This window comes from Methylobacterium sp. FF17, from assembly GCF_025813715.1.
In the GTDB taxonomy this organism is placed as follows: Bacteria; Pseudomonadota; Alphaproteobacteria; order Rhizobiales; family Beijerinckiaceae; genus Methylobacterium; species Methylobacterium flocculans.
On record NZ_CP107532.1, the window covers coordinates 5,178,776 to 5,202,500 of the forward strand.

Annotated in this window: 23 protein-coding genes and 3 tRNA genes (1 of these 26 only partly in view); 5 read left to right on the top strand and 21 right to left on the bottom strand. The window is 69.8% G+C overall.

Translation table 11 applies throughout. The annotated features are described in order from the left end of the window. Positions 1-63: 63 nt before the first annotated feature. The 4 genes from OF380_RS24810 to OF380_RS24825 form a co-directional block, all read right to left on the bottom strand. The gene (locus OF380_RS24810; RefSeq protein ID WP_264048302.1) at positions 64-1,008 is read right to left on the bottom strand and encodes a ribose-phosphate pyrophosphokinase; all 945 of its coding nucleotides are present in this window, start codon (positions 1,006-1,008) and stop codon (positions 64-66) included. Between the two features lie 135 nt (positions 1,009-1,143). Beyond that, positions 1,144-1,371 carry a DUF4170 domain-containing protein gene (locus tag OF380_RS24815; RefSeq protein ID WP_264048303.1) on the bottom strand — a complete coding sequence of 76 codons (228 nt, stop codon included), beginning with the start codon at positions 1,369-1,371 and terminating at the stop codon, positions 1,144-1,146. A 168-nt stretch (positions 1,372-1,539) separates the two neighbouring features. After that, a complete protein-coding gene (xseA, locus tag OF380_RS24820) occupies positions 1,540-3,315 on the bottom strand; it encodes an exodeoxyribonuclease VII large subunit (RefSeq protein ID WP_264048304.1) in 1,776 nt (591 codons plus the stop codon). A 58-nt stretch (positions 3,316-3,373) separates the two neighbouring features. Beyond that, positions 3,374-3,553, bottom strand: a complete 180-nt coding sequence (locus OF380_RS24825) for a hypothetical protein (protein ID WP_264048305.1) — start codon at positions 3,551-3,553, stop codon at positions 3,374-3,376. 211 nt (positions 3,554-3,764) lie between these two features. On the opposite strand from OF380_RS24825, the gene purD reads away from it, so the two are divergent. After that, positions 3,765-5,045, top strand: coding sequence for a phosphoribosylamine--glycine ligase (gene purD, locus OF380_RS24830; protein ID WP_264048306.1), 1,281 nt, complete (start codon positions 3,765-3,767; stop codon positions 5,043-5,045). A gap of 12 nt (positions 5,046-5,057) precedes the next feature. On the opposite strand, the gene rsgA is transcribed toward purD, so the two are convergent. The 6 genes from rsgA to OF380_RS24860 all read right to left on the bottom strand — a co-directional run bounded on the left by rsgA (position 5,058) and on the right by OF380_RS24860 (position 12,514). Next, positions 5,058-6,056 (bottom strand): ribosome small subunit-dependent GTPase A, encoded by a 999-nt coding sequence (gene rsgA / locus OF380_RS24835; protein ID WP_264048307.1) that lies wholly within the window; start codon positions 6,054-6,056, stop codon positions 5,058-5,060. 40 nt (positions 6,057-6,096) lie between these two features. Beyond that, positions 6,097-8,829, bottom strand: coding sequence for a valine--tRNA ligase (locus tag OF380_RS24840; RefSeq protein WP_264048308.1), 2,733 nt, complete (start codon positions 8,827-8,829; stop codon positions 6,097-6,099). A gap of 115 nt (positions 8,830-8,944) precedes the next feature. After that, entirely contained in the window at positions 8,945-9,595 is a 651-nt protein-coding gene (locus tag OF380_RS24845; protein WP_318784319.1) for a PopZ family protein, read from the bottom strand. Between the two features lie 311 nt (positions 9,596-9,906). Then, positions 9,907-11,274, bottom strand: a complete 1,368-nt coding sequence (locus OF380_RS24850; RefSeq protein ID WP_404810506.1) for a TolC family outer membrane protein — start codon at positions 11,272-11,274, stop codon at positions 9,907-9,909. A gap of 236 nt (positions 11,275-11,510) precedes the next feature. Beyond that, positions 11,511-12,161, bottom strand: a complete 651-nt coding sequence (locus OF380_RS24855; RefSeq protein ID WP_264048310.1) for a protein-L-isoaspartate O-methyltransferase family protein — start codon at positions 12,159-12,161, stop codon at positions 11,511-11,513. 279 nt (positions 12,162-12,440) lie between these two features. Further along, positions 12,441-12,514 (bottom strand) — tRNA-Cys (locus tag OF380_RS24860). 291 nt (positions 12,515-12,805) lie between these two features. Between OF380_RS24860 and OF380_RS24865 the strand changes: the two genes are divergently transcribed. Continuing rightward, positions 12,806-12,881, top strand: a tRNA-Asn gene (locus OF380_RS24865). A 280-nt stretch (positions 12,882-13,161) separates the two neighbouring features. Beyond that, a tRNA-Asn gene (locus OF380_RS24870) sits at positions 13,162-13,237 on the top strand. Between the two features lie 216 nt (positions 13,238-13,453). Here OF380_RS24870 and OF380_RS24875 read toward each other — a convergent pair. From OF380_RS24875 to OF380_RS24915, 9 genes are all read right to left on the bottom strand, one after another. Continuing rightward, positions 13,454-14,095 (bottom strand): DedA family protein, encoded by a 642-nt coding sequence (locus tag OF380_RS24875; protein WP_264048311.1) that lies wholly within the window; start codon positions 14,093-14,095, stop codon positions 13,454-13,456. 159 nt (positions 14,096-14,254) lie between these two features. After that, complete coding sequence (locus tag OF380_RS24880) at positions 14,255-14,437, bottom strand: hypothetical protein (protein ID WP_264048312.1); 183 nt, start codon at positions 14,435-14,437, stop codon at positions 14,255-14,257. Between the two features lie 279 nt (positions 14,438-14,716). Further along, entirely contained in the window at positions 14,717-14,917 is a 201-nt protein-coding gene (locus tag OF380_RS24885) for a hypothetical protein (protein ID WP_264048313.1), read from the bottom strand. A gap of 129 nt (positions 14,918-15,046) precedes the next feature. Next, a complete protein-coding gene (locus tag OF380_RS24890; protein WP_264048314.1) occupies positions 15,047-16,162 on the bottom strand; it encodes a branched-chain amino acid ABC transporter substrate-binding protein in 1,116 nt (371 codons plus the stop codon). Positions 16,163-16,257: 95 nt separating this feature from the next. Then, on the bottom strand, positions 16,258-16,623 hold the full coding sequence (locus OF380_RS24895; RefSeq protein WP_264048315.1) for a DUF6867 family protein: 366 nt from the start codon (positions 16,621-16,623) through the stop codon (positions 16,258-16,260). A gap of 2 nt (positions 16,624-16,625) precedes the next feature. Beyond that, positions 16,626-17,423 carry an ABC transporter ATP-binding protein gene (locus tag OF380_RS24900; RefSeq protein WP_264048316.1) on the bottom strand — a complete coding sequence of 266 codons (798 nt, stop codon included), beginning with the start codon at positions 17,421-17,423 and terminating at the stop codon, positions 16,626-16,628. Then, positions 17,420-18,340, bottom strand: coding sequence for an ABC transporter ATP-binding protein (locus tag OF380_RS24905; RefSeq protein ID WP_404810507.1), 921 nt, complete (start codon positions 18,338-18,340; stop codon positions 17,420-17,422). The genes OF380_RS24900 and OF380_RS24905 overlap by 4 nt, the downstream gene beginning before the upstream one ends. After that, entirely contained in the window at positions 18,337-19,722 is a 1,386-nt protein-coding gene (gene livM / locus OF380_RS24910) for a high-affinity branched-chain amino acid ABC transporter permease LivM (RefSeq protein ID WP_264048317.1), read from the bottom strand. Before livM ends, OF380_RS24905 begins: the two co-directional genes overlap by 4 nt. Before the next feature lie 3 nt (positions 19,723-19,725). Then, positions 19,726-20,643 carry a branched-chain amino acid ABC transporter permease gene (locus OF380_RS24915; protein ID WP_264048318.1) on the bottom strand — a complete coding sequence of 306 codons (918 nt, stop codon included), beginning with the start codon at positions 20,641-20,643 and terminating at the stop codon, positions 19,726-19,728. A gap of 723 nt (positions 20,644-21,366) precedes the next feature. On the opposite strand from OF380_RS24915, the gene OF380_RS24920 reads away from it, so the two are divergent. Next, the gene (locus tag OF380_RS24920; RefSeq protein WP_264048319.1) at positions 21,367-22,017 is read left to right on the top strand and encodes a hypothetical protein; all 651 of its coding nucleotides are present in this window, start codon (positions 21,367-21,369) and stop codon (positions 22,015-22,017) included. Between the two features lie 176 nt (positions 22,018-22,193). On the opposite strand, the gene OF380_RS24925 is transcribed toward OF380_RS24920, so the two are convergent. Together OF380_RS24925 and OF380_RS24930 are read right to left on the bottom strand one after the other, a co-directional pair. Beyond that, positions 22,194-22,607, bottom strand: coding sequence for an EF-hand domain-containing protein (locus OF380_RS24925; RefSeq protein ID WP_264048320.1), 414 nt, complete (start codon positions 22,605-22,607; stop codon positions 22,194-22,196). Positions 22,608-22,781: 174 nt separating this feature from the next. Beyond that, positions 22,782-23,411: a DNA-binding protein gene (locus OF380_RS24930; protein WP_264048321.1), complete on the bottom strand. Its 630-nt coding sequence runs from the start codon at positions 23,409-23,411 to the stop codon at positions 22,782-22,784. Positions 23,412-23,573: 162 nt separating this feature from the next. Here OF380_RS24930 and OF380_RS24935 point away from each other — a divergent pair, with 162 nt between their 5' ends. Beyond that, positions 23,574-23,725, top strand: partial view of a response regulator transcription factor gene (locus OF380_RS24935; protein ID WP_264048322.1) — the beginning only. It continues 517 nt past the right edge of the window; only the first 152 of its 669 coding nucleotides appear in the window; the start codon lies at positions 23,574-23,576; its stop codon lies off the right edge, out of view.

A 23,725-nucleotide genomic window follows, 5' to 3' on the forward strand; every position in this document is an offset into this window, starting at 1 on the left:
TGCGATCCGCCCGCGTCGGCGCGGGATCGCGTCGCCGGCCCGGGAGAGACCCCGGGCCGCGCCTCAGGCGAAGAGGCTGGAGACGCTCGATTCCGTCGCGGTCCGGCCAATCGCCTCGCCGAGCAGCGGCGCGATGGTGGCGACCCGGATGTTGCGGGCGAGCTTGACGGCCTGGGTCGGCTGGATGGAATCGGTGATGACCAGTTCCTTCATCCGGGAGGCGGCGATGCGCGAGACCGCCCCGCCGGAGAGCACCCCGTGCGTGATGTAGGCCGAGACGTCCTTGGCGCCGGCGTTGAGCAGGGCTTCGGCCGCGTTCACCAGGGTGCCGCCGGAATCCACGATGTCGTCGACGAGGATGCAGGAGCGGCCCTCGACTTCGCCGATGATGTTCATCACCTCCGACTCGCCGGGGCGCTCGCGGCGCTTGTCCACGATGGCGAGCGTGGCGTCGATGCGCTTGGCGATGGCGCGGGCGCGCACCACGCCGCCGACGTCCGGGGAGACCACCATCCAGTCCTTGGGGTCGAGCCGTTCCTTGATGTCGCGCACCATCACGGGGGCGGCGAAGAGGTTGTCGGTCGGGATGTCGAAGAAGCCCTGGATCTGCCCGGCATGCAGGTCGAGGGTCATGACGCGGTCGGCGCCCGCCTCGGTGATGAGGTTGGCCACCAGCTTGGCCGAGATCGGCGTGCGGCCGGAAGTGCGCCGGTCCTGGCGAGCATAGCCGAAATACGGGATCACGGCGGTGATGCGCCGCGCCGAGGAGCGCCGCGCCGCGTCGATCATGATGAGCAGTTCCATCAGGTGATCGTTGGCCGGGAAGGAGGTCGACTGGACGATGAAGACGTCCTCGCCGCGCACGTTCTCCTGCAACTCGACGAAAATTTCCATGTCGGCGAAGCGCCGGACCATGCATTTGGCCAGCGGCAATTCGAGGTAGGCCGCGATGGCTTCGGCCAGGGGGCGGCTGGCGTTGCCGGCGATGATCTTGATCGAGGACTTCATGCCGAGGTTTTCATCTCGCGATCCTTGAGGTCCGTCCCGTCAACGGTCAACAGGCCTGCCCGCTGCGGGGGTCCATTACAGCCGCGTGACGGTCCCCACAATGCCTTCACCTAAGTTATAGTTATCCTGCACCGATCAGGGCTCGAGCAGGCGGTGCAGATGCACGATGAAGTAGCGCGTCTGCGCGCTGTCGACCGTGGATTGTGCCTTGGACTTCCACGCCGTCTGCGCCGAGGCGTAGTCCGGGAAGATTCCGACGATGTCGAGACCCTTCACATCGCGAAAGTTCACGCCGTCGAGGCTCTCCAATTCGCCGCCGAAGACGAGGTGGAGCTTCTGGCCGCTGTCGATCGCCGTGGTCATGCCGCATCTTCTCCGCGTCGTCGCGGCCCTGGCCTCGCAAGGGGTGGGCCGTCTCCCCGGTGCGGTCGCAAACGGAGCCGGATTCGTCAACCCGGCCGGCGTGCCGGGAGACACCTGAGCAGAGCCTCACCCATGCATCGGACGCGGACGTGGCGCAGGCGCCACCGCTCACAGGTCGAACAGGGTCCCCTGGCGGGCCGCAGGCCCCGGAAGTGCGGCCTCCCCCGGCGCGGCGGGGGCGACGGCGGGCTTGCGCGTGGAAGCCTTCCGTTCGGGAGTCTTGCGTGAGGATTCCTGGCCAGAGGTTTCCTTACCGGGAGAACCTTTGCTCACGGAATCCTTGCGACCACCCGTCCGCCTGGGCGGCGCTGCGTCGCGGTTCGCGGCCGGAGGATCCGCCTCCGGACCGGGCGGGGCCGCGCCCTCCCCCATCCGCACCGCGACGGTGCCGTCGGCGAATTCGAGGGTCATGACGGGGCGGGCCTGGGCGGCGGCGCGGACCGGCGCCCCGTCGCCGTCGCGCACCAGGGCGTAGCCGCGCGCCAGCACGGCCCGGTAGCTCAGCGAACCGAGCAGGCCGGCGAGGCCGGCGAGGCGGTCGGCACGGCGCTCGGTGAGGCGCGCCCCGGCCTGGACGAGGCGGGCCTGGAGGGCGCCGAGACGGTCGGATCTGCGGGCCTGCTCGGTGCGGGCGCGGACGAGGGTGGCATCCCGGGCGATGACGAGGCGGCGCCCGAGATAGGACAGCCCCTCCCCCTTCCGGGCCGTGTCGTGTCGCAGGGCCGCGCCGGACCGGTCGCCGATGCGCGCGAGGCGGCCGCGCGCCTGGGCGAGCGCCAGGGTCGGCGGGTGCCGGGCGAACCGCTCCACGAGGTGCGATACCCGCAGGCGGTGGACCCGGGCATTGCCCGCGAGCGCCGGGCCGAGCCGGGCCTCGGCGAGGTCCAGGCGCTGGCGCTTGGCCGCCAGGAAGGCGTCGGTGTCGGGCATGGCCCGCACCAGGGCACGCAGGTCGCTGCGCTCCCGGTCGAGGCGCCGGCCGATCGCCTCGCGCTGGCGGCGCGCGAGGTCCACCACCTCGGCGACGAGGTCGGCGCGGACCGGCACCGCCATCTCGGCGGCTCCGGTCGGCGTCGGGGCGCGGCGGTCGGAGACGAAGTCGATCAGGGTGGTGTCGGTCTCGTGGCCCACTGCCGAGATCAGGGGAATCGCGGAGTCCGAGGCGGCGCGCACCACGCACTCCTCGTTGAAGGCCCAGAGGTCCTCGATCGAGCCGCCGCCGCGCGCCACGATGAGGACGTCCGGACGCGGGATCGGCCCGCCGGGCGCGAGCGCGTTGAAGCCCCGGATCGCGGCGGCGATCTCCTCGGCCGCGCCCTCCCCCTGCACCCGCACGGGCCAGACCAGGACGGGGCGGGGAAAGCGATCCTCCAGCCGGTGCAGGATGTCGCGGATGACGGCTCCGGTGGGCGAGGTCACCACCCCGACCACGCGCGGGAGATAGGGGATCGCCCGCTTGCGCTCGGCCGCGAACAGGCCCTCGGCGGCGAGCACGCGCTTGCGCTCCTCCAGGAGCGCCATCCAGGCGCCGATGCCGGCGGGCTCCAGGGTCTCGATGACGATCTGGTAGGAGGACTTGCCCGGAAAGGTCGTGATCCGCCCCGTGGCGACGACCTCCAACCCCTCCTGCGGCCGCTGCCGGAGGCGGTTGAAGGTGCCCTTCCAGACCACCGCGTCGATGCGGGCGTTGCCGTCCTTCAGCGAGAAATAGGCGTGGCCCGAGCCATGCTGGCCCCGGAACCCCGAGATCTCCCCGCGCAGGCGGACATGCCCGAAGGCGTCCTCCAGGGTGCGCTTCAACGCGGAGGCGAGGTCGCCGACGGACCATTCCGGCACGTTGGAGACGGGGTTCGCGGCTTTGGCGGGTGGGGGAGGAACGGCCATGGCGGCGGACGCTAGGGTGCCGTCACGCCGAGGTAAAGTGGAGGCTGTACGCCCGAGCTCACATGAGGATCGACAGGATCACCAGCACGGAGACGATCGGAACGGCGCTCACCGCGAGGGCCATCCGCCAGACGGGCAGGCCGTCGATGGGCCGGTTGTCGTTGGCGGGGCGAACGGGCTGTCGGCCACGCGCGACATAATGCGACAGGAGCACCCGCCGCCCCTGGGGCGGGGCCATCGTCGGCGGAACGGATTTGCGACAGCCTGGCATGATCAGTTTCAACGTGGAGGGAACCGGTTCGTTCCAGGCTGAAATGCGAGAACGTCGTATCCCGGCCGCGGGTTCGGGAGGCCGGCCACGGCCGCAGCGCCGCGCTTTGCGTGCACAGGCGCGCGGCCGGCGCCAGAACGGCCTTTTCAAACCGCGCCTTTTGGGGGACATCACCCCCATGAACATCCTTCTCATCGGCTCGGGCGGGCGTGAGCACGCCCTCGCCTACGCCATCGCCAAGAGCCCCCTCTGCGGCCGCCTGTTCATCGCGCCGGGTAATCCGGGAACCACCGCGTACGGTGAGAACCGGCCCGACCTCACGGTGGCCGACCACGCGGCCGTGCGCGCCTTCTGCGCGGCCGAGGGCATCGGCCTCGTGGTCGTCGGGCCCGAGGCGCCCCTGGTGGCGGGTCTGGTGGACGATCTCCAGGCGGCGGGCATCCGCGCCTTCGGGCCGACGAAGGCCGCCGCCCAACTGGAGGGTTCGAAGGGCTTCACCAAGGACCTCTGCGCCGAATACGGTATCCCCACCGCCGCCTTCGCACGCTTCCGGGCGCTGGAGCCGGCGCTTGCCTACCTTGCCGCGCGCGGCGCACCCATCGTGGTGAAGGCCGATGGCCTCGCGGCGGGCAAGGGCGTGGTGGTGGCCGAGACCGCCGAGCAGGCCGAAGCCGCGGTGCGCGCCCTGTTCGAGGAACCGGGCGCCGAGATCGTCATCGAGGAATGCCTGTTCGGCGAGGAGGCAAGCTTCTTCGCCCTGTGCGACGGCACCCGCGCCGTCCCGGTCGGCACGGCCCAGGATCACAAGCGCGTCTTCGACGGAGATCGCGGCCCCAATACCGGCGGCATGGGTGCCTATTCGCCCGCCACCATCCTCACCCCCGCCCTGGAGCGGCAGGTGATGGAGACCATCATCGCCCCCACCCTCGACGGGATGCGCGCGCGCGGCACGCCCTTCACCGGCATCCTCTATGCCGGGCTGATGCTCACCGCCGAGGGGCCGAAGCTCATCGAGTACAACACCCGCTTCGGCGATCCCGAAGCTCAGGTTCTGATGCCCCGCCTCACCTCCGACCTGGTGCCGGCCCTGCTCGCCGCCTGCGACGGCGACGTCTCCGGTCTGCGCCTCGACTTCGACGAACGCCGCGCGGCGCTCACCGTGGTGATGGCCGCGGCGGGCTATCCCGGTGCGGTGACGCGCGGGTCCGAGATCCGGGGCGTGGCGACGGCGGGCGCGGACGCGGACGTCATCGTGTTCCAGGCCGGCACCCGCGCCGAGGGCGAGCGCCTGCTGGCCGATGGCGGGCGCGTCCTCGCCGTCACCGCTTTGGGCGACAGCATGCGGCAGGCGCAGGATCGCGCCTACGCCGCCGTCGCCCGCATCGACTGGCCGGAGGGCTTCTGCCGCCGGGATATCGGCCACCGCGCCATCGCGCGCGAGGATGCCGGCGGCGCCTGACCGTGCCGCCGTTCAGCGCTTCTTGTTGCCGCGTGGGCCGGTGGCGATCGCGGTGTTGCCCCGGTTCTCCGCGCGCAGCGTCTGCCAGCGCGCGACCCGCTCGGGATCGAGGCGGCCGTCCGCCACCGCCGCCCGCACGGCGCAGCCGGGCTCGTGGACATGGGTGCAGTCGCGGAAGCGGCAGGCCGGCGTCAGTTCGGTGATCTCGGCGAACAGCGTATCGAGGCCCTGCGCCGCGTCACCGAGCTGCAGCGAGCGGATGCCCGGCGTGTCGATGACCCAGCCGCCCCCCGCGATGGCGTGGAGCGAGCGGGACGTGGTGGTGTGGCGCCCTTTGGCGTCGTGCTCGCGGATGCCGCCCGTGGCCTGGGGTGCATCCTGGTCAGGCCCCGCCAGGGTGTTGACCAGGGTCGATTTGCCCACCCCCGACGAGCCCACCACCGCCACAGTCCGGCCGGGTCCGCACCAGGGGGCGAGTTGCGCCGCCGCCTCCGGCACGCGCGGGTTCACGATCACCACGGACAGGGCCCGCTGGAGCGCCTCGGCCTCCCGGCGGTAGCGCTCCGCATCCTCCGCCACATCCGCCTTCGTCAGCACGATGACGGGCTCCGCCCCGCCCTGGTTGGCGAGGGCGAGATAGCGCTCGAGCCGGGTGAGGTTGAAGTCGGCATTGCAGGAGGTGACGATGAAGAGCGCATCGACATTCGCCGCCGCGAGCTGCGGTGTCGGGCTGCCCTCGCGACGCCGTTCCAGCACCGTGCGCCGGTCGAGGCGGCGGTGCAGGGTCCCGGTCTCGGGCTCCACCAGCACCCAGTCGCCCACCGCGTAGTCGCCGGTGTTGGTGTGGACCGGCAGCACCAGCTTGACCGGACCTGCCTCCGAGAGGGCGCCCATGCGCGCGCGGTGCACCGTGGCGATGCGCTGGGGCTCGAGGGCGGCCTCGTCCGGGCGGCACTGATCCGAGAAGAAATCGGACCAGCCGAGGCCCGCCAGGGTGACGGCGCCGGTCATGACGCGACCGCCGGCCGGACGGGGCGATGGCCGGTGACGCTCAACCGGCGAGCCGCGTGAGCGCCTCCGAGATCTTCTCCAGGCGGGCCGCCTGGGCGTCCCGGCGCTCGCGCTGCTCGTCCACCACCTCGTCGGGGGCGCGGGCGAGGAAGTCCGCATTACCGAGCTTGGCCTCGATCTTGGCGATCTCGGCCGTGGCCTTGGCAGCCTCCTTCTGCAGGCGCGCGACCTCGGCGGTCAGGTCCACGATGCCCTCCAGCGGCAGGGCCGCCACCGAGCCGCGCACCAGCAACTGCACCGAGTTCTTCGGGGCGCTCGCCTCGAAGCGGATCCCGGAGAGCCGCGCCAGCCGGATCAGCGTGTCGCCCCAGCGGGTGGCGCGGGCACGCAGGGCGTCGTCGGCCCCCACCACCACGAGGGGGATCTGCGCGGCGGCCGGCACGCTGGTCTCCGAACGGGCCGAGCGGATCTCGGAGACGAGGTCCACCAGCCAGCCCACCTCGGCCTCGGAATCGGCGTCGTTCAGGGCCGCGAGGTCCGGCCAGGGTGCGAGCGCCAGGAGGCCGCGCTCCGGAACACCCTCGCCCTTGATCGCCCAGAGTTCCTCGGTGAGGAACGGCATGAACGGGTGCAGCAGCTTGGCGATCTGATCGATCAGGAACGCCACGGTCGCCTGCGTCTCGGCCTTCAGGGCGGGATCGACGCCCTCCCCCTGCAGCACGGGTTTCGCCAGTTCGAGGTACCAGTCGCAGAAGATGTTCCAGACGAAGCGGTAGGCGGCCGCCGCCGCATCGTTGAAGCGGTAGGCCTCGAGCGCCGCCGTGACCTCGGCGACGGCCCGGGCCGCCTCCCCCAGGGCCCAGCGGTTGAGGGATTCGGCGGCGGCCTCGGGGCGGTAATCGACGCGCAGCACGCAGCCGTTCATCTCGGCGAAGCGCGAGGCGTTCCAGAGCTTCGTCGCGAAGTTGCGGTAGCCCTCGACCCGGTTCACCGCGAGCTTGATGTCGCGCCCCTGCGCCGCCATCGCCGCGAGGGTGAAGCGCAGGGCGTCCGCGCCGTACTGGTCGATGAGTCCCAGCGGATCGACCACGTTGCCCTTCGACTTCGACATCTTGGCGCCGGACGCGTCGCGCACCAGGGTGTGCAGGTAGACGGTGTCGAACGGCACCCGGTCGGTGACGTGCAGCCCGAGCATCATCATCCGGGCGACCCAGAAGAAGATGATGTCCTTGCCCGTGACCAGGGTGTTCGTCGGGTAGTAGCGCTCCAGTTCCGGCGTCGCGTCGGGCCAGCCCAGCGTCGAGAACGGCCACAGGGCGGAGGAGAACCAGGTGTCGAGGACGTCCTCGTCCCGGCGCAGGGCGACGGGGGTCCCGCGCTTCGCGTCGGCCTGGGCTTGTGCCTCCGCCTCGCTGGTCGCGACGTAGATCCCGCCCTCGTCGTCGTACCAGACCGGGATCTGGTGGCCCCACCAGAGCTGGCGCGAGATGCACCACGGCTCGATGTTCTCCAACCATTGGAAGAACGTCTTCTCGTAATTCTCGGGCACGAAACGGGTTTTGCCGTCGCGCACCGCCTGCAGGGCGCGCTCCGCCAGCGGCTTCACATTCACGTACCACTGGTCCGTGAGGTAGGGCTCGATGACGACGTTGGAGCGGTCGCCATGCGGGACCGCATGGGTGTTGGGCTCCACCAGACGCAGGCGCTCCCGCGCCTCCATCAGCTCGACCACGCGCTTGCGCGCCGCGAAGCGGTCGAGTCCGTGGAGAGCCAGCGCCTCCGGCTCGGGGTTCGCATCCGCCAGGAAAGCCGCGTTCCCGTCGAGGCTTACGCGGGCTTCCGCATCCAAAATGTTGATCGGCGTGCAGCCGGCGCGGCGACCCACCTCGAAGTCGTTGAAGTCGTGCGCCGGCGTTATCTTGACCGCACCCGTGCCCTTCTCCGGGTCGGAATAGGTGTCGGCGATGATCGGGATGAGGCGCCCGACCAGCGGCAGGCGCACGCGGCGGCCGACGAGGTGGGTGTAGCGCTCATCCTCCGGATGGACCGCGACCGCCGTGTCGCCGAGCATGGTCTCGGGCCGGGTGGTCGCCACGGTGATGACGTCCCCGGTCTCGGCGCCGGTGTCGTCCACGATCGGATAGTCGAAGTGCCAGAGGTGGCCCTTCACTTCGACCTGGAGCACCTCGAGGTCGGAGATCGCGGTCTGGAACTTCGGATCCCAGTTCACGAGGCGCTTGTCGCGGTAGATCAGCCCCTGGGCGTGGAGGTCCACGAAGGTCTTGGTGACGGCGCGGACCATCTGGTCGTCGGGGGCGCCCGAGACGCCCATGGTGAAGCGCTCGCGCGTCCAGTCGCAGGAGGCGCCGAGCCGCTTCAGCTGATTGACGATGGCCCCGCCCGATTCCGCCTTCCAGGCCCAGACTTTCTCCACGAAGGCGGTGCGGCCGATCTCGCGCCGGCCCGGCTCCCCCGCCTCGGCGAGGCGGCGCTCCACCACCATCTGGGTGGCGATGCCGGCATGGTCGGTGCCCGGCTGCCAGAGCACGTCGCGGCCGCGCATGCGCTCGAACCGGCAGAGGATGTCCTGCAGCGTGTTGTTGAGGGCGTGCCCCATGTGCAGGCTGCCCGTCACGTTCGGTGGCGGGATCACCATGGTGAAGGGCTTCGCCCCGGCGCGCTCGGGGCGGCCGGCCCGGAAGGCGCCGCCGGTCTCCCAGGCGGCACTGACGCGCGCCTCGACGGCGGCGGGGTCGAAGGTCTTGTCCATCATGGGCGGTGTCGGTTCACGTCTCGGATCGGCGGGGTCGGCCCGCTTTCAACCCGTCAGGTGCCCGGCGTCAACACGCACGCCCCGCGATTCGCCCGTCCGGGCCCGGCGCTGACGCCTAGCGGCCCCGCGCCACGCGCTCGATCTCGGCCCGGACCAGCCGCTCGACCATGCTCGGCAGGTTCTCGTCGAGCCAGCCCTTCAGCATCGGACGCAGCATGTCCTGCACGAGGTCTTCCAGGGTACGGGCCTGGCTGCTCATCACCGTGTTCGAGAGCATATGGAAGGCCTGCGCCACGCTGGCGTCGGTGACGGCCGAGGTCAGGCGCTCGGTGGCGGCCGATACGGGGGCCGACATCGGAGCCGGCTCCGGCTCCAGACCCCAGGGGTCGGGCTCCGGGCGCGGTGGTTCGACCGGGGCGGCGGCCCGGGGCGGCGGGAGCGGCTCGGGTTCGGGCTCGTCGTCGTCGAAGGAGATCGCATCGAAGTCGATCTGCCCGTCCTCGATCGGCGCCTTCTCCGGCGGTGCCTTGGCGAAGGCGACCACCGGCTCGTCGAGGGGCACGGGCTTGCGGATCGGCTGCGCGATCTCGGCGAGATCGAGCACGTCGTCGTTCTCGGGCGGCGGCGGTGGCGCGGGACGCGGGGCCGCCGGTCCCTCGGCCTTGGCGTTCTGGTCGTCGGCGATGATGCGACGGATGGAGGCGAGGATCTCCTCCATCGAGGGTTCCTGCGCCTTGTCCGACACCTTGGGGCTCGCTGCACTCATCCGGACGACGCTCGGGATTGGGGGTAAACGGTTGATGACGGGCGCGAGTATTTCACGCTCCCATCCCGATACAAGCGCCGGCCGCCGCGCGGCACGGGATAAGTGCCGCTCCGGACGGTCCCGTCGCGGCAGCCCGCTCCGGCCGTCGAAAGGCACCCGGCCAGACCCGCGCGCCGGCCCCCGGACAAGTCGTGGCGAGGCCGTCCGGACGCGCGCCGGCCCCGGCTTCGGCGCTCGGGTTCCGGTCAGATCCGCGCCCGGCTTCGTGATCCGGCGGCTCCGGTCCCCGGCCCGATCGGCCGGGGTTCGGCTCAGCGGCCGTCGGGCGTGCGCACGCCGTACCAGAGGTCCTTGACCTGGTCGAAATGCTCGCGTGGGCTGTAGACTGCCACGGGCAGTGCGGTGAAGCGCACGGTGAGGCGGCCCACCGCCTGGACCACGCCGTAGGAGAAGATCACCCGGTCGCGCTGGGCGAGGATGAGGTTGGTGCGGGCGTTCAGCAATTCCTGCTGCGCGTTCAGCACGTCGAGGGTGGTGCGCTGGCCGACGCGGGCTTCCTCGCGCACGCCGTTGAGGGCGACCTCGTTGGCCTGCACCTGCGCCTGTGAGGCGATCACCTGCGCCTTGGCGGCCTCCAGGCGGCCCCAGGCCGTCACGATGGCCGACCGGATCTGGTCGCGGATGTCCTCGGCATCGAGGCGCCGCTGCCCGACCGTCTCCTTGGCCTGGCGGATCTGCGAGTAGGTCTGCCCGCCCTCGTAGAGCGGGATGGAGAGCCGGCCCACGATGGTGGCGCTGACCGCGTTGTCGCCAGGGAACTGGGAATCGTAGCGCTGCTGCACGGAGCCCTGCAGGCCGGCAGTGGGGTAGAGTGCGCCCTCGAGCACCTTCACCTGGGCCTCGGCAACGTCCACGAGGTGCAGGGCCGAGAGGATCTGCGGATGCTCCTTCAGCCCGATATTGATCGAGGCGTCGAGGCTGGGCGGCACGTAGCGGTCGAGGGGGCGCCCCGGGGCGAGCTGGCGCGGTTCCACGCCGATGAAGCGCCGGTAATTGCCGATGCTGGCGCGCAAGGTCGCCTCGGCGCCGCTCACGTCCGAGCGGGCGCCGGCGAGGCGCGCCTCAGCCTGGGCGACGTCGGTGCGGGTCACCTCGCCGACGTTGAAGCGGTCGCGTGTCTGCCGGAGCTGCTCCTCGAGCACCTCCACGTTGTTGCGGCGCAGCTCGAGATTCGCCGTGTCGCTCAGCACGAACATGTACGCCTGGGCGGCATTGTACAGCGTCGTCATCTCGGTGGAGCGCAAGGCTTCCCGGACGCGGAGCACGTCGGACTCCGCCTGACGGGTCTGGTTGTCCGTGCGAAAGCCGTTGAACAGGGTCTGGTTCACGGTCAGACCCGCGCCGCCCGGGCGGGTGACCCGGTTGAAGCGCACGCCCGAGACCCGACCGTCGGTCTGGCCAAGGCCGATATCGGCGTCGAGGCTCACGGTGGGACGATAGCCGGATTTCGCCTGCGCCACGGTCTCATCGGTGGCGCGGACGTTGGCACGGCCGGAATTCAGGGCCGGATTGGCGGCGTATGCCCGCGAGAGCGCGCTCTCCAACGTCTCCGCAGCGGCCGGGCTCGCCACGGCGAGGGCCAGTACGGCGAGGCCGGCCGGCCGAAGCCTCGTGCGCATCGCAGGTCTCGATTCTCTCACGCTCATCAGCCCTTGCGGTTTCTCGATGAACCGGACGACCATCGAAATGGCCGCCGCGCCTGGACGCGATCCGGGTTGCCCGCCTCAACGCCAAGTCTACTCGACCTTCGCCGCCGGGGCACCGGCTGGTTCCTGTGTGCGGCGCGAATGGCCGGGGGTGCCGCAAAAAAGCGACACCGCGTCCGTGGGCGGACGCGGTGTGTCCCAGGACGCCTTCAGAAGGCGAAGCCGGCCTCGGCCGCGAAAGCCCCGAGGGCTGGAAGGGCGGCGTCGAAGAGCGGGCGCGCCCCGAAGGCGTCGCCGGCCCTGACGAACAGAGTCGCCTTGGCGGCCCGGTCCGGGCCCAGCACGCAGGCGAGGCGGCCGCCATCGGCGAGCTGATCGAGGAGCGCCTGGGGGCGGGTCTCGATGCGGCCGTTCACCAGGATGGCCGCGTAGGGGGCCGTCTTGGGGGCGCCGGCCGCGATCGGACCCTCGACGACCTCGATGCCGGCGGTGTCGGCCAAGCGCTCACGGGCGCCGGCCGCGAGTTCGGGGCTGGATTCGAGCGCCACCACCTTCGCGCCGAGGCGCTCCAGGATCGCGGCGCCGTAGCCGTAGCCCGTGCCGACGTCGAGGACCCGGTCCCCGGGCTGGATCGCCAGGGCCTGGATCAGGCGCGCCAGCAGCATCGGCGCGGCCACCGCCCGGCCTTCGGAACCGACCCGGAGGGTCTGGTCGATATAGGCGAAATCCTCGCGGCCCGGCGGCACGAAGCGCTCGCGGGGAACCGCCTCGAACGCATCGAGGACCGCGACGTCGTTCACGTCGAAGGTCCGCAGCTGACAATCGACCATGAGGCGTCGCGCCTGCGCGTAATCGAGCATGGGTGCCGTCTTCCCTCGCCGCTGGGCCGGCTCGCCGGCCTGTTCCTTCGGGCGGCGGGCGGCCACGCCGAAGCTTGCGGGTTGTCGTGGATCGACTCGCAAAACGCAAGGTTCGCGGAAGTCGGTTCGGCGGCGCTGACGAGGGGGAGCGGGCATTGAATTCGCGAGGGGAGTCGAGGATTCGCGAAGGGGGAACGACCGGGGAGCGAACCGAAGTCGCTGGGCAGGTCCCGGTTCGGAAACGCGTCCGAGTTCGAAAGCGCGTCCCAGTCCGGAAGATGGAGGCCTCGCCCGGAATCGAACCGGGGTGCAAGGATTTGCAGTCCTCTGCGTAACCACTCCGCCACGAGGCCTCTGTCGCGCGGCCCGATCGCTCGGGCCTCTCGGCGACCCCCGTCCGGGCGGCCGGCTCGGGGAGAGCCGGTCTCTAGCAGAGCCTTGGGCGGAAGGGCAACGGCCTTTGGGTGATCTCGGGGTGATCTCGTCAAAAAGGTTGGCGGTGCCTCGTCCGGCACCGGCGCGGCGTCCGGGCGCGGACCATAAGGGTGCGACGAGCATGGCCGAAAAACATGACGGTTTTATCGAATCCCGTGCCGCGGGGCTCTTGCGCCCGGACAACCCGCTGTGTAGACCCCCGATCGCGGTCCCCGATAGCTCAGTTGGTAGAGCAAGCGACTGTTAATCGCTTTGTCGCAGGTTCGAGTCCTGCTCGGGGAGCCAAACCTTCCTTTGATCCCGCCGCTGTCGGTTCGACGTGCCGGTGAACGTGGAAGAGCCCATCCGGCACCATCTCTGTTTTGTACGTGCGGCGGTTGCCGTCCCAGGCATGGCTGCGAGCATCGCCAGCCCCAACGGTGCGGGACTTCGCGGTATCCCGACGGTGCGCGAAGGCCTTTCCCACCATGCGCGAAGGCTCTTTGCATCATGCGCAAAGGCTCCTGCCCTCTTGCGCGAAGGCTCTTGCGTCTCGGCAAAGTGCTGTGTAGACCCCCGATCGCGGTCCCCGATAGCTCAGTTGGTAGAGCAAGCGACTGTTAATCGCTTTGTCGCAGGTTCGAGTCCTGCTCGGGGAGCCAAATCTTTTCCTGGACTTCGCTGATCTCTGATCGAGACAGCTTCGGATCGTGGATCGACCTTCTGGGATCGGTCCTGCCGCTCGTTCGAATCCTTCCCTGCTCTGCTTGCCGTCCGCCCTCGCATCGCACCCGGGGGCGAAGGGCGGTGTTCCGCGTCCGAACGCCGAACCACCCCACCGGCCCCGGGGCCGGTGGGGTGGTTCGGTTCGAGAGGCGTCAGGCCAGGGGGCCGGGGATCGCGAGTTCGGCCTGCGCGAGCAGCCGCGCCTCATGCTTGCGCACGAACAGCCACAAGGCCAGGCCGCCGAAGATCACCACCGCGAGCAGCGCGAGGCCGACGGGACCGGCGATATGCTCGATGGAGCGGCCGCAATAGTAGGAGCCGACGCCCATGATCGAGGCCCAGGCGACGCCTCCGAGCCCGTTGAACACGAGGAAGCGGCGGGCATCGAGCCGGTTCACGCCCGCCAGCACCGCCGCATAGGCGCGCAGCATCGCGGTGAAACGGCCGAAGAACACGATCTTTCCGCCATGCTCGCGGAAGAGGTACTGGCCGAGCTTGAGCCGGCCGTGATCCAGGGCGATGAGGTGGCCGTAGCGCAGCAGGAGCGGCATGCCCCAGCGCCGACCGACCCAGTAGCCGAGATTGTCGCCGATGATCGCGGCCGAAGCGGCGGCCAGGATGATCAGGCCGAGGTTCAGATGCCCCGTGCTGCCGGCATAGACCGCCGAGGAGATCAGGATGGTCTCCCCCGGCAGCGGCACGCCCGCGCTCTCCAGGGTGATGATTCCGAAGATCGCGAGGTAGCCGTAGCTGGCGATCAGGTCGGCGATGGGCAGGTTCGAGAGAAACGACATGGGATCTTCCCGCTTAGGTCCGTGGCGCGCACTGTGCGCCGGAACATGGCGGGATCGGGGCTCCTGCGCGGCGAAGACCGGGCGGGGGCCCGCCGTGATCCGGCGGGCGGTCGGGTGTTCCCGCCGCGAGGGCCGATGCCCTGGGGCGGGGTGGCCGGGTCAGCCGAAGGAGCCGAACCCCGCGAAACTGTCGCTGTCGAAGGTCGAAGGGGTTTCGGGTTCGGGAGTCGCCGTGTCGTCGGCGGCCGGTTCCGGTATTCGCGAGCGGGTGGGCGGGTGAATCGCGTCAGAGACGGTGGCAAGCGGCGCGGTCGCGCGATCGTGCTGCACGTCTTGGGTCATCCAGGCTCCTCGGTCAGCATGCCGTGGTTACGGCACAGCTTGGCGTAGACCAGCGGGCTCGATCCGTTAACCCTTCGGTCGCCCGTTGAGAGTGGGGCTGACATGCAGTGGCCGAGGGGCCGCGCGGGGGCCTGAGGCGCGCCTGTCATCGGGCCTTCGCGCGTCCGTGCCGGGCGGACGGATTCGCGCGGTTCAGCGAGCGGCGGCCGTATGGGCAAGCCCCGATGAGTCGAGCCCATCGGGGCCACGTTCCGGCGTTCTGAACTCAGGCGTTCCGGTTCAGGCGTTCTTGCGGGGGCGGTGGTCCGGGTCGACGCCGCCCTCGGGCGTGGTCTCGTTGTCGACGTCGCCCTCGAAGGTGGAATCCGCCGCGATATCCTCCGGGTCGCGCCCGGTCATGCCCTTCGAGGCACCGATGCCCGGATTGCCCTTGAGGTCGGCGTCGCTCGGGACGTCGGTCTTGAGATGCTTGTTCGACATGGTCGCTCCTGTCGGCGTGCCGGTGGATCTGCACCGGCAACCGCCCGGCGGACCCCGCGTTCCGGGCGACAGGATGCGCGGCGTGGTCGCGGCCGGGGGAAGCCCTCCCCCGGCCCGACGGCGCGCGGCTCAGGGCTGCTCGTTGCCGGCGTAGTTGATGGCGCCGTCGGCGCCCTTCTTCCACATGTACATCACGTAGTCCGGCCGGGTGATGTCGCCCTTCTTGTCGTAGGAAATGTCGCCGATCACCGTGTTGAAGGGCTTGCCCTGGTGCAGGTAGGCGGCGACCTTCTGGCCGTCGGTGGACTTGGTGGCCTTCATCGCCTCGGCGAGGATCTGCATCGCCGCGTAGGAATAGAGCGTGTAGCCCTCGGGGTCGAAGTTCATCGCCTTGAAGGCGTCGACGGTGGCCTTCGATTTCGGGTTCTTGCGGGCGTCCGGCGAGAAGGTCATCAGGGTGCCGTCGGAGCCGGGGCCGGCGACCTGCGCGAATTCCCGGTCGGCGATGCCGTCGCCGCCCATGAGCGGAGCCTTCAGGCCCTGGTCGCGCATCTGGCGGATGAGCAGGCCGGCTTCCGTGTAGAGGCCGCCGAAGTAGATCACGTCCACGTTGGCCTGCTTCAGCTTGGAGACGAGGGCGGAGAAGTCCTTCTCGCCGGGGTTGATGCCCTCGTAGAGCACGTTCGCGCCGCCCTTGGCCTTGAGGGCCTTCAGGGTCTCGTCGGCCAGTCCCTTGCCGTAGGGCGTCTTGTCGTGGACGAAGGCGATCTTCTTGCCCTTGAACTTGTCGGCGAGGTAGGTGCCCGCCACCGCGCCCTGCTGGTCGTCGCGTCCGCAGGTGCGGAACGTGTTCCAGTTGCCGCGCTCGGTGTACTTGATCGCCGTGGAGGCGGGGCTGATCTCGATGATGCCGGCCTCCTGGAGCACGTCCGAGACCGGGATCGAGACGCCGGAATTGAAGGCGCCGATGACGGCCTTCACCCCGTCCGAGGCGAACTTGTTGGCCACCGACACGCCCTGCTTGGGGTCGGAGGCGTCGTCGCCGACCGTCATGACGACGGTCTCGCCGTTGATGCCGCCGGCCTTGTTGAGGTCGGCGATGGCCTGCTGCGCGCCGGTCCGGATCTGCGCGCCGAAGGCCGCGTTCGGGCCGGTGACGGGCACGACCACGCCGATCTTGATCTCCGCCTGCGCGGCCGTGACCATCAGGCCGAGCGCGACGCCGGCCGACAACACTGACTTCATGCCCGTTTCCCCTCTCGAAGCGCCGCGCCGATGGTCGGCGACGCGGTCGCGTGACACTTTCAGGGCCCCTCGCGGGGCGTGGTCCGCGCCGCGCCTCAGGGCGTCGGCGCGCTCGTCCGGTCCCGCCAGCTCAGCGGGCCCGTGCGTTCGTAAAGCCAGCCGTATTGCCGGGTCATCTGTCCGGTGCGGGTGTAGCGGTAGGCCACCGCGCCGATGGCGAGGACCGTCGCGGCGTCGACGGCGTAGCCGGGGCCCGACAGCAGCGTGCCCTCGAACAGCGCGTAGTGCAGGAAGCGCGTCACGGCCGCGATGAGGAGGAGCGCCGCGGCGCAGTGCCAGAACGGGCGCCAGCCGCGCGCGAGCCCGCTGCCGGTCATCCAGGCCGCACCGCCTCCCATCGCCACGGTGACGAGGAGGAAGATCCCGAGGGTGCGTGGATCGAGGCTGAAACCGTCGGCCATGCTCAGTGCGATCCCCCCTCGAGGTAGGCGGCCTTGACCTGCGGATCGTCGAGGAGCGCCTGGCCCGTCCCGCTCATGGTGACCGCCCCCGTGACCATGACGTAGCCGCGATGCGCGAGCTTGAGCGCATGATAGGCGTTCTGCTCCACGATGAACACGGTCAGGCCCTCGCTGCGGTTGAGGTCGCGCACGGCGGAGAAGATCTGCTTGACCACCAGGGGCGCCAGCCCGAGCGAGGGCTCGTCGAGCATGAGCAGGCGCGGCCGGCTCATCAGGGCGCGGGCGATGGCGAGCATCTGCTGCTCGCCCCCCGACATGGTGCCCCCGCGCTGGTCGATGCGCTCGCGCAGGCGCGGGAACAGCGTGCACATCCGCTCGAGATCCTCGGCGAAGTGGCGCCCGCCATTCACCGCCGCGCCCATCTGCAGGTTCTCCCGCACCGTCATGCGGGAGAAGATGCGCCGGCCTTCCGGCGATTGCGCGAGGTTGAGCCGGGCGATCTCGTGGGTGGGCAGCCGGGTGATGTCCTGGCCCGCGAAGGTGATGGTGCCCTCGCGCGCCTGGGGCTGGCCGAAGATCGTCATCATCAGGGTGGACTTGCCTGCCCCGTTGGCGCCGATCAGCGCGACGATCTCGCCCTCGTGCACGTCGACGTCGACGTTCTTGAGGGCACGGATGCTGCCGTAATAGGCGGAGACGCCGCGTACGCTCAGCAGCGGCGCCTTCGCGCCCTGTCCGTCGGTCTGCCCCATCCGGGCGCGGGTCTCGTCCACCAGGACGTTGATGCCGGCGACGCTCATGCGGACGCTCCCGTCAGCCCGACCTCCGCCTCGACGGCGGCGACCTCCTCGTCGTCCACCCCGAGATAGGCCGCGATCACGCGGGTGTCGTTGCGGATCTCGTCGGGTGTGCCGTCGGCGATCTTCATGCCGTAGTCGAGCACCACGATCCGGTCGGAGATCTGCATGACCACCGACATGTCGTGCTCGATCAGCAGCACCGAGGTGCCGTGCTCGTCGCGGATCATCCGCAGCAGGGTGTTGAGGTCGGCCGATTCGCGCGGGTTGAGGCCGGCGGCTGGCTCGTCGAGGCAGAGCAGGACCGGGTCGGTGCACATGGCCCGCGCGATCTCGAGCCGGCGCTGGTCGCCGTAGGGCAGATCGCCCGCCGGCTCGTCGGCCCGGTGGGTGAGGCCGATCCGCTCGATCCAGCCGGCGGCCTTCTCGATCGCCTGGGCCTGCGCCCGGCGATAGCCCGGCAGGCCGAGGATGCCCGCGAGGCTGAAGCCCGAAGCCCGCATCAGCGGCTTGTGCATGGCCACCAGCAGGTTCTCCAGCACCGTCATCTGCGGAAACAGGCGGATGTTCTGGAAGGTGCGGGCGACCCCGGCGAGGCGGTTGACGTCGTGGCCGGGCAGTCGCTCCAGCAGGTAGGTCTCGCCGCCCTGCTGACGAAGGCGGATCATGCCCTCGGTCGGTTTGTAGAAGCCGGTGATGCAGTTGAACACCGTGGTCTTGCCGGCGCCGTTGGGGCCGATCAGCGCCGTGATGTCTCCGCGCCCCACCTTGAAGGAGAGGTCGCCGACGGCGGTGAGGCCGCCGAAGCGCATGGTGAGGTGATCGACCACGAGGATCGGGTCGGCGGGGCCGCCGGGGATGGCGGCCGGCGGCGCGTCCTGGACGGTGGCCAGGCGGGTGGTGCCGGTGGCGAGCGTCATCGGGCGTTCCCCGCCAGGGTCACGGAGGGCGTGCGCTCCGAAATGAGCCCGCGCGGGCGCCAGACCATCATGCAGACCATCGCGAGGCCGAAGAGCAGCAGGCGGTACTCGTTCGGGTCGAAGTGATCGCCGAACACCGCCTTGAGGAAGGTGAGGTTGCGCAGCAGTTCCGGCGCCCCGACCATGACGATGGCGGCGATGGCGACGCCGATCTGGCTGCCCATGCCGCCCAGCACCACGATGGCGAGGATGATCGCGCTCTCCAGGAAGTTGAAGCTCTCCGGGCTGACGAAGCCCTGGCGCACGGCGAAGAACGAGCCGGCGAAGCCCGCGAACATGGCGCCGAGCGCGAAGGCGGTGAGCTTCGTCATGGTGGTGTCGATCCCGAGCGACCGGCAGGCGATCTCGTCCTCGCGCAGGGCTTCCCAGGCCCGGCCCAGCGGCAGGCGGCGCATGCGCAGGGTGACGAGGTTGGTGACCAGCGCCAGCGCCAGGATCAGGTAATAGAGAAAGACGATGCGGTGCATCGGGCTGAAGCTCAGGCCGAAGGTGGCGGCGAACCCGCCCTCCCCGGCGGTGAACGGAATCCCGAAGAAGCTCGCGCGGGGAATCGAGGAGAGGCCCGCGGCGCCGCCGGAAAAATCGACCCAGTTGATGAGGACGAGGCGGATGATCTCGCCGAAGGCCAGCGTGACGATGGCGAGGTAATCGCCGCGCAGGCGCAGCACGGGGAAGCCGAGCAGGACGCCGAAGGCGGCGGCGAACAGCCCCGCCAGCGGCAGGCAGATCCAGAACGAGAGCCCGAATACGGTGGAGAGCAGCGCGTAGGAATAGGCCCCCACCGCGTAGAAGGCGACGTAGCCGAGGTCGAGGAGCCCCGCGAGGCCCACCACGATGTTCAGGCCCCAGCCGAGCATGACGTAAGTGAGGATGAGGATGCCGAGATCGATCCAGTAGCGCCCCTCGGAGAGGCCCCCGGAGGCGAGGGCCGCGAGCAGCGGCAGGGTCAGGGCGACAGCGAGCGTCACCGGCGCGAGGACGCGCCCCGCACGGGCCGCCGCCGGGGCCGTCTCCGCGCTGGCGAGGCGGCGGGTCTCGCGCCGGCGCGCCACTTCGCCGAGCAGCAGGCGCTGGGCGAGGCGCAGCACGAACACCGCGCCGCAGAGCGCCGCGACGACGCCCCAGCGCCCGGTGAGTTCGAGGCCGGTGCCCTGCCCGAGGTCGGTGCGGTAGGCCACCACGGGAATGCTGAGGCCCAGCGTCACAAGGGCGAAGAGGGCCGCATCCTTGAGGATTTCGGGAAGAGCCGCGCCGGAGCGCCGAGCCACGGTGGGGGCCACCGCGCCGATGGTCGATCCTGTTGCCGTCGATCCGGTTACCATGGGTCAGACCTTCTCGACTTCGGGGCGTCCGAGGATGCCGGAGGGTTTGAAGATGAGCACCACGATGAGGATGAGGAACGCGGCCACGTCCTTGTACTCGATGGAGAAGTAGGCCGACCAGAAGGTCTCGATCAATCCGATGATGAGACCGCCGAGCACCGCCCCGGGCAGGGAGCCGATGCCCCCGAGAACCGCCGCCGTGAAGGCCTTCACCCCGGGCACGAAGCCGTCCGAGAACGAGACCACGCCGTAATAGAGGAGGTAGAGCGTGCCGGCCACCGCCGCGAGCGCCGCACCGAGCACGAAGGTCAGGGAGATCGTGCGGTCGACGTTGATGCCGAGCAGCGCGGCCATGCGCCGGTCCTGCTCGCAGGCGCGCTGGGCCCGGCCGAAGGAGGTGCGCTGCACGAGGTACCAGAAGCCGGCGAGCAGGAGCGCCGTCGTCGTCATGATGATCGCCTGCTTGTACGACAGGGTCACGGTGTATTGCTCGTTCTCGTAGAGGACGAACACGTCGCGGACCAGTGGCGGCACCGGCTTGTTGCGGGCGCCCTGCACCACCTGGACGAAGTTCGACAGGAAGATCGACACGCCGATGGCCGAGATCAGCGGCGCGAGCCGGAACGAGCCGCGCAAGGGCCGGTAGGCCGCCCGCTCGATCGCCCAGCCCCACAGGGCGGTCAGGATCATCGCGAGCACCAGCACGATCAGGAACACCAGGGCGACCGAGGTGAGCCCGAGCCAGGTGGTGAGGATGAGGAAGAAGATCAGCGCGATGAAGGACGAAAGCATGAAGACGTCGCCATGGGCGAAGTTCACCATGCCGATGATGCCGAAGACCATGGTGTAGCCGAGCGCGATCAGCCCGTAGATCGACCCGAGCGTCAGGCCGTTGATGAACTGCTGGGCGAAAAATTCCATGAAGCGGCCTTCGTGTCCACGCCGGCGCCCGTCGCGAAGGACGTGCCAGCTTGGAATGTTCCGAACTCGCGCCTCCGGTCAATCCTCGCCGTTGCGCCGGTCGGGGGATTGCGGGCCGATCGCCGGGATGCCGCTTCCCGGTCCGGGCAGCCGGCCCGCGACCTCGCGTCCCGTCTCGTTCCGAGGGCAACCGGTCGCTCCGGGCTTCGCTCGCGACCCTGTTCTCGCCGGCCCGTGATCGAGCCCGGCCCATCGTGGTCCGGTTTTCGGGTGACAGACGATGCGCTCACTTCGAGGCGCGGCCATCGTACGCCTTCGACGGATCACCCCGGCATCGCGATGCCGGACGGGCCCTTCGGGACGACCCGCCATACGCCGTGACAAGCGCCCGGACCGCGTCGATCCGCCGGGGCGCTGTCGGACCAGGAACGCGCCGGTCCGGGCTGCATGGCAACTCGGTAGTTTGACCACCTGACAGGCCAACAAGGGTGACTTCTAACGCTGGCACACTCCGAGGCCTGTGTTTACGCAGTCTCCGGATTGACGGTGAGCAGGACAGCACTTACCGAGATATATCAATAAAAACCCTGACTTCGAGCCTATTATCCAATGATTTTTGGTGGGCGAGCTTGGGTTTTATGGTCGCCAGAATCCGGGGCACGCGAGAGAATAGAGGCTCAGATGAGTCGGAGTATTGGAAGCGAACGGAGGCTTCGTGAGCCTGTGCAGCGCATCGTATGGGATGCGGTCTGGCGCGCCCTCGGGCGTCCCTTCGATCGGCGGCTCGGCGTGCGAACCGAAGGGCGTCGCCAACCCGAGGACATGCAGACCGTCGGTTCGAATGCAGCCAGCGCCTACGAGTATGCGCCGAGTCCGGCACGCACGTTCTGGCTCAGCGTCGGCTCCCTGAATATCGATATGAAGCAGTTCACCTTCATCGATTATGGGTCCGGGATGGGCCGTGCCTTATTGCTGGCCGGCAAGCTTCCCTTCAAGCAGGTCAGGGGCGTCGAATTCGCCCGTGAACTGAATCTCGTCGCTCAAGACAACATCAATGCCGTGTTCGGCTCGGAAAGCGCTCGGAACCGCTTCAGCCTCGATACGATCGATGCGGTCGAGTTCGAAATCCCGCATTGCCCCTGTGTTCTGTACCTGTTCAATCCCTTCGAAGCACGCATCGTCGGGCAACTCGCCGATAAGATCCTTCGCTCTTACAGAGACGCGCCGCGAGAGATCTACGTGGTTTATGTAAATCCGAAATTTCAGGATGTCTTTGGGAGGGAAGCGTTCACGCCGATCGAAGGACCGTGGTACGCGAAGTACTTCGATCGGCGCGTGCCCTCCGGATTCTCGATTTATCGACTTCACGGATAGGTTTTGCGCGGGGTTCGGCGCCGACCCGCGATTCCCCCAAGGCGCGAGCCTGCCTGGAACCGCCGATCCGCTGCCGTCCTGTCGGAGACGACGCGCGATGCGCGAACGGCCCGGCGCGTCGCACCGGGCCGTCGTGAGCGTGTCACCGATCCGGTGCCGCGGGCACCGTGAAGAAGCTACTTCAGCAGCTTGACCAGCGCCTTGCCGGCGGGGGTCTTCAGCTCCTTGGCGTCGAGGGTGCCGTCGTTGTCCGGGTCGGCGGCCTTGAAGCGGGCCTCCACGAGGGCGAGGTACTCGGCCTTGTCGAGTGTGCCGTCCGAATCCGGGTCGGCCAGCTTCAGCTCCTTCTTGCTGACCCGGCCCTTGAGCTCCTTGGTGTCGAGGGTGCCGTCCGTGTCCGTCTCCAGCCGGTCGAACAGGGCGCCGGCCACCGTCTGGACCTCCTTGAGGTCGATGGTGCTGTCGTTGTCGGTGTCGATCGTCGAGATCATCTTCTCGGCGCCCGGACCCTTGGCCGAGGCCGGGAGCGCCAGCGGCAGCGCGAGGGCGGCGGCGCCGAGAAGGGCGGCGAAGCGGGACAGGTTGGACATGCGGAGGACTCCGATTCGGCAAAGAGACTTGCCGCGTTATCACGCTTGCACGGCACGGTGGTAGAGGCCCGTTGCAATGCAGTATCGCGCGACCGGCCCGTCGCCGGGCGCGTGCCCCGTCCCGGCTGGGCCGGGACACGCTCGTGTCGATCAGCCGGGACACGCTCGTGTCGATCAGAAGACCTTCTTCTCCCGGATCTCGCCGCCGAAGCCCACATGGAGCTGGCGTTCACGGCCATCGGCCCCCCGCGCCGCGACCTCGAGGTGGCGCGGACCCCGGCCCGTGACGCGGATGTCGGTGTAGCCGGCGGCCTCGACCCGGGCGGTCAGGGCGGCCTGGTCGGGCTTGGGCCCGAGGCCGATCGTGTCCTTGGCCCAGTCGAGGGTTCCGGCCGGCGGGCCGCCGGCGGGGCCGAGCCGGACCTGGGTTCCGTCCGCGCGGGTGATCAGGCTGGCGTGGAGGAAGCCCTTCTCGAACCGGCCCTGGACGGTGACCGCCTCGCCCGGCCTGACGAGGGTTGCGCCCTCCCCCTGGCGCCCGGTCTCCACCAGCGCCCGGCCGGTACTGTCCTGGATCACGAACTTGTTGCCGTAGATCTCGGTCACCTCCCCCCGGGCCGCGATGGCGCCGGACGCCGTGAGGGCGGAGATCGCGGTGGGTTCCACCGGAGTGACCGTGGTGCCGGTCTGGGCCAGGGACAGCCCGACGGCGCCGAAGGCGAGGGGCGCCGCGATGGCTCCCGCGACGAGGGCCCGGCGTCGGCGGCGCGGCGTGGCGGCGGGGGTCGGAAAGGTGTCCGTCATGGTTGGCCTGCGTTGCGAGGACGTCCCGGTTCGGCGATTGCCCGTCCGGTTCGACGCCGTTCTAGGCCGGGTCCGCCAACCCGATCTGAACCGCACGGTTCAGCCCCCGTTAAACGACGCGGCGTAGGCCGCGCTCACCGCCCCACCCACGGACCGTGCCCGATGAAGCTCCTGCTCGTGGAGGATGATGCAGCGCTCGCCGCTGAAATCTGCCGGATGTTGCGCGCAGCCCATTGCGCCCTCGACCACGCGGTCAACGGCGAGGATGCCCAGCATCTCGGGGAGACCGGCACGTACGATGCCGTCATCCTCGA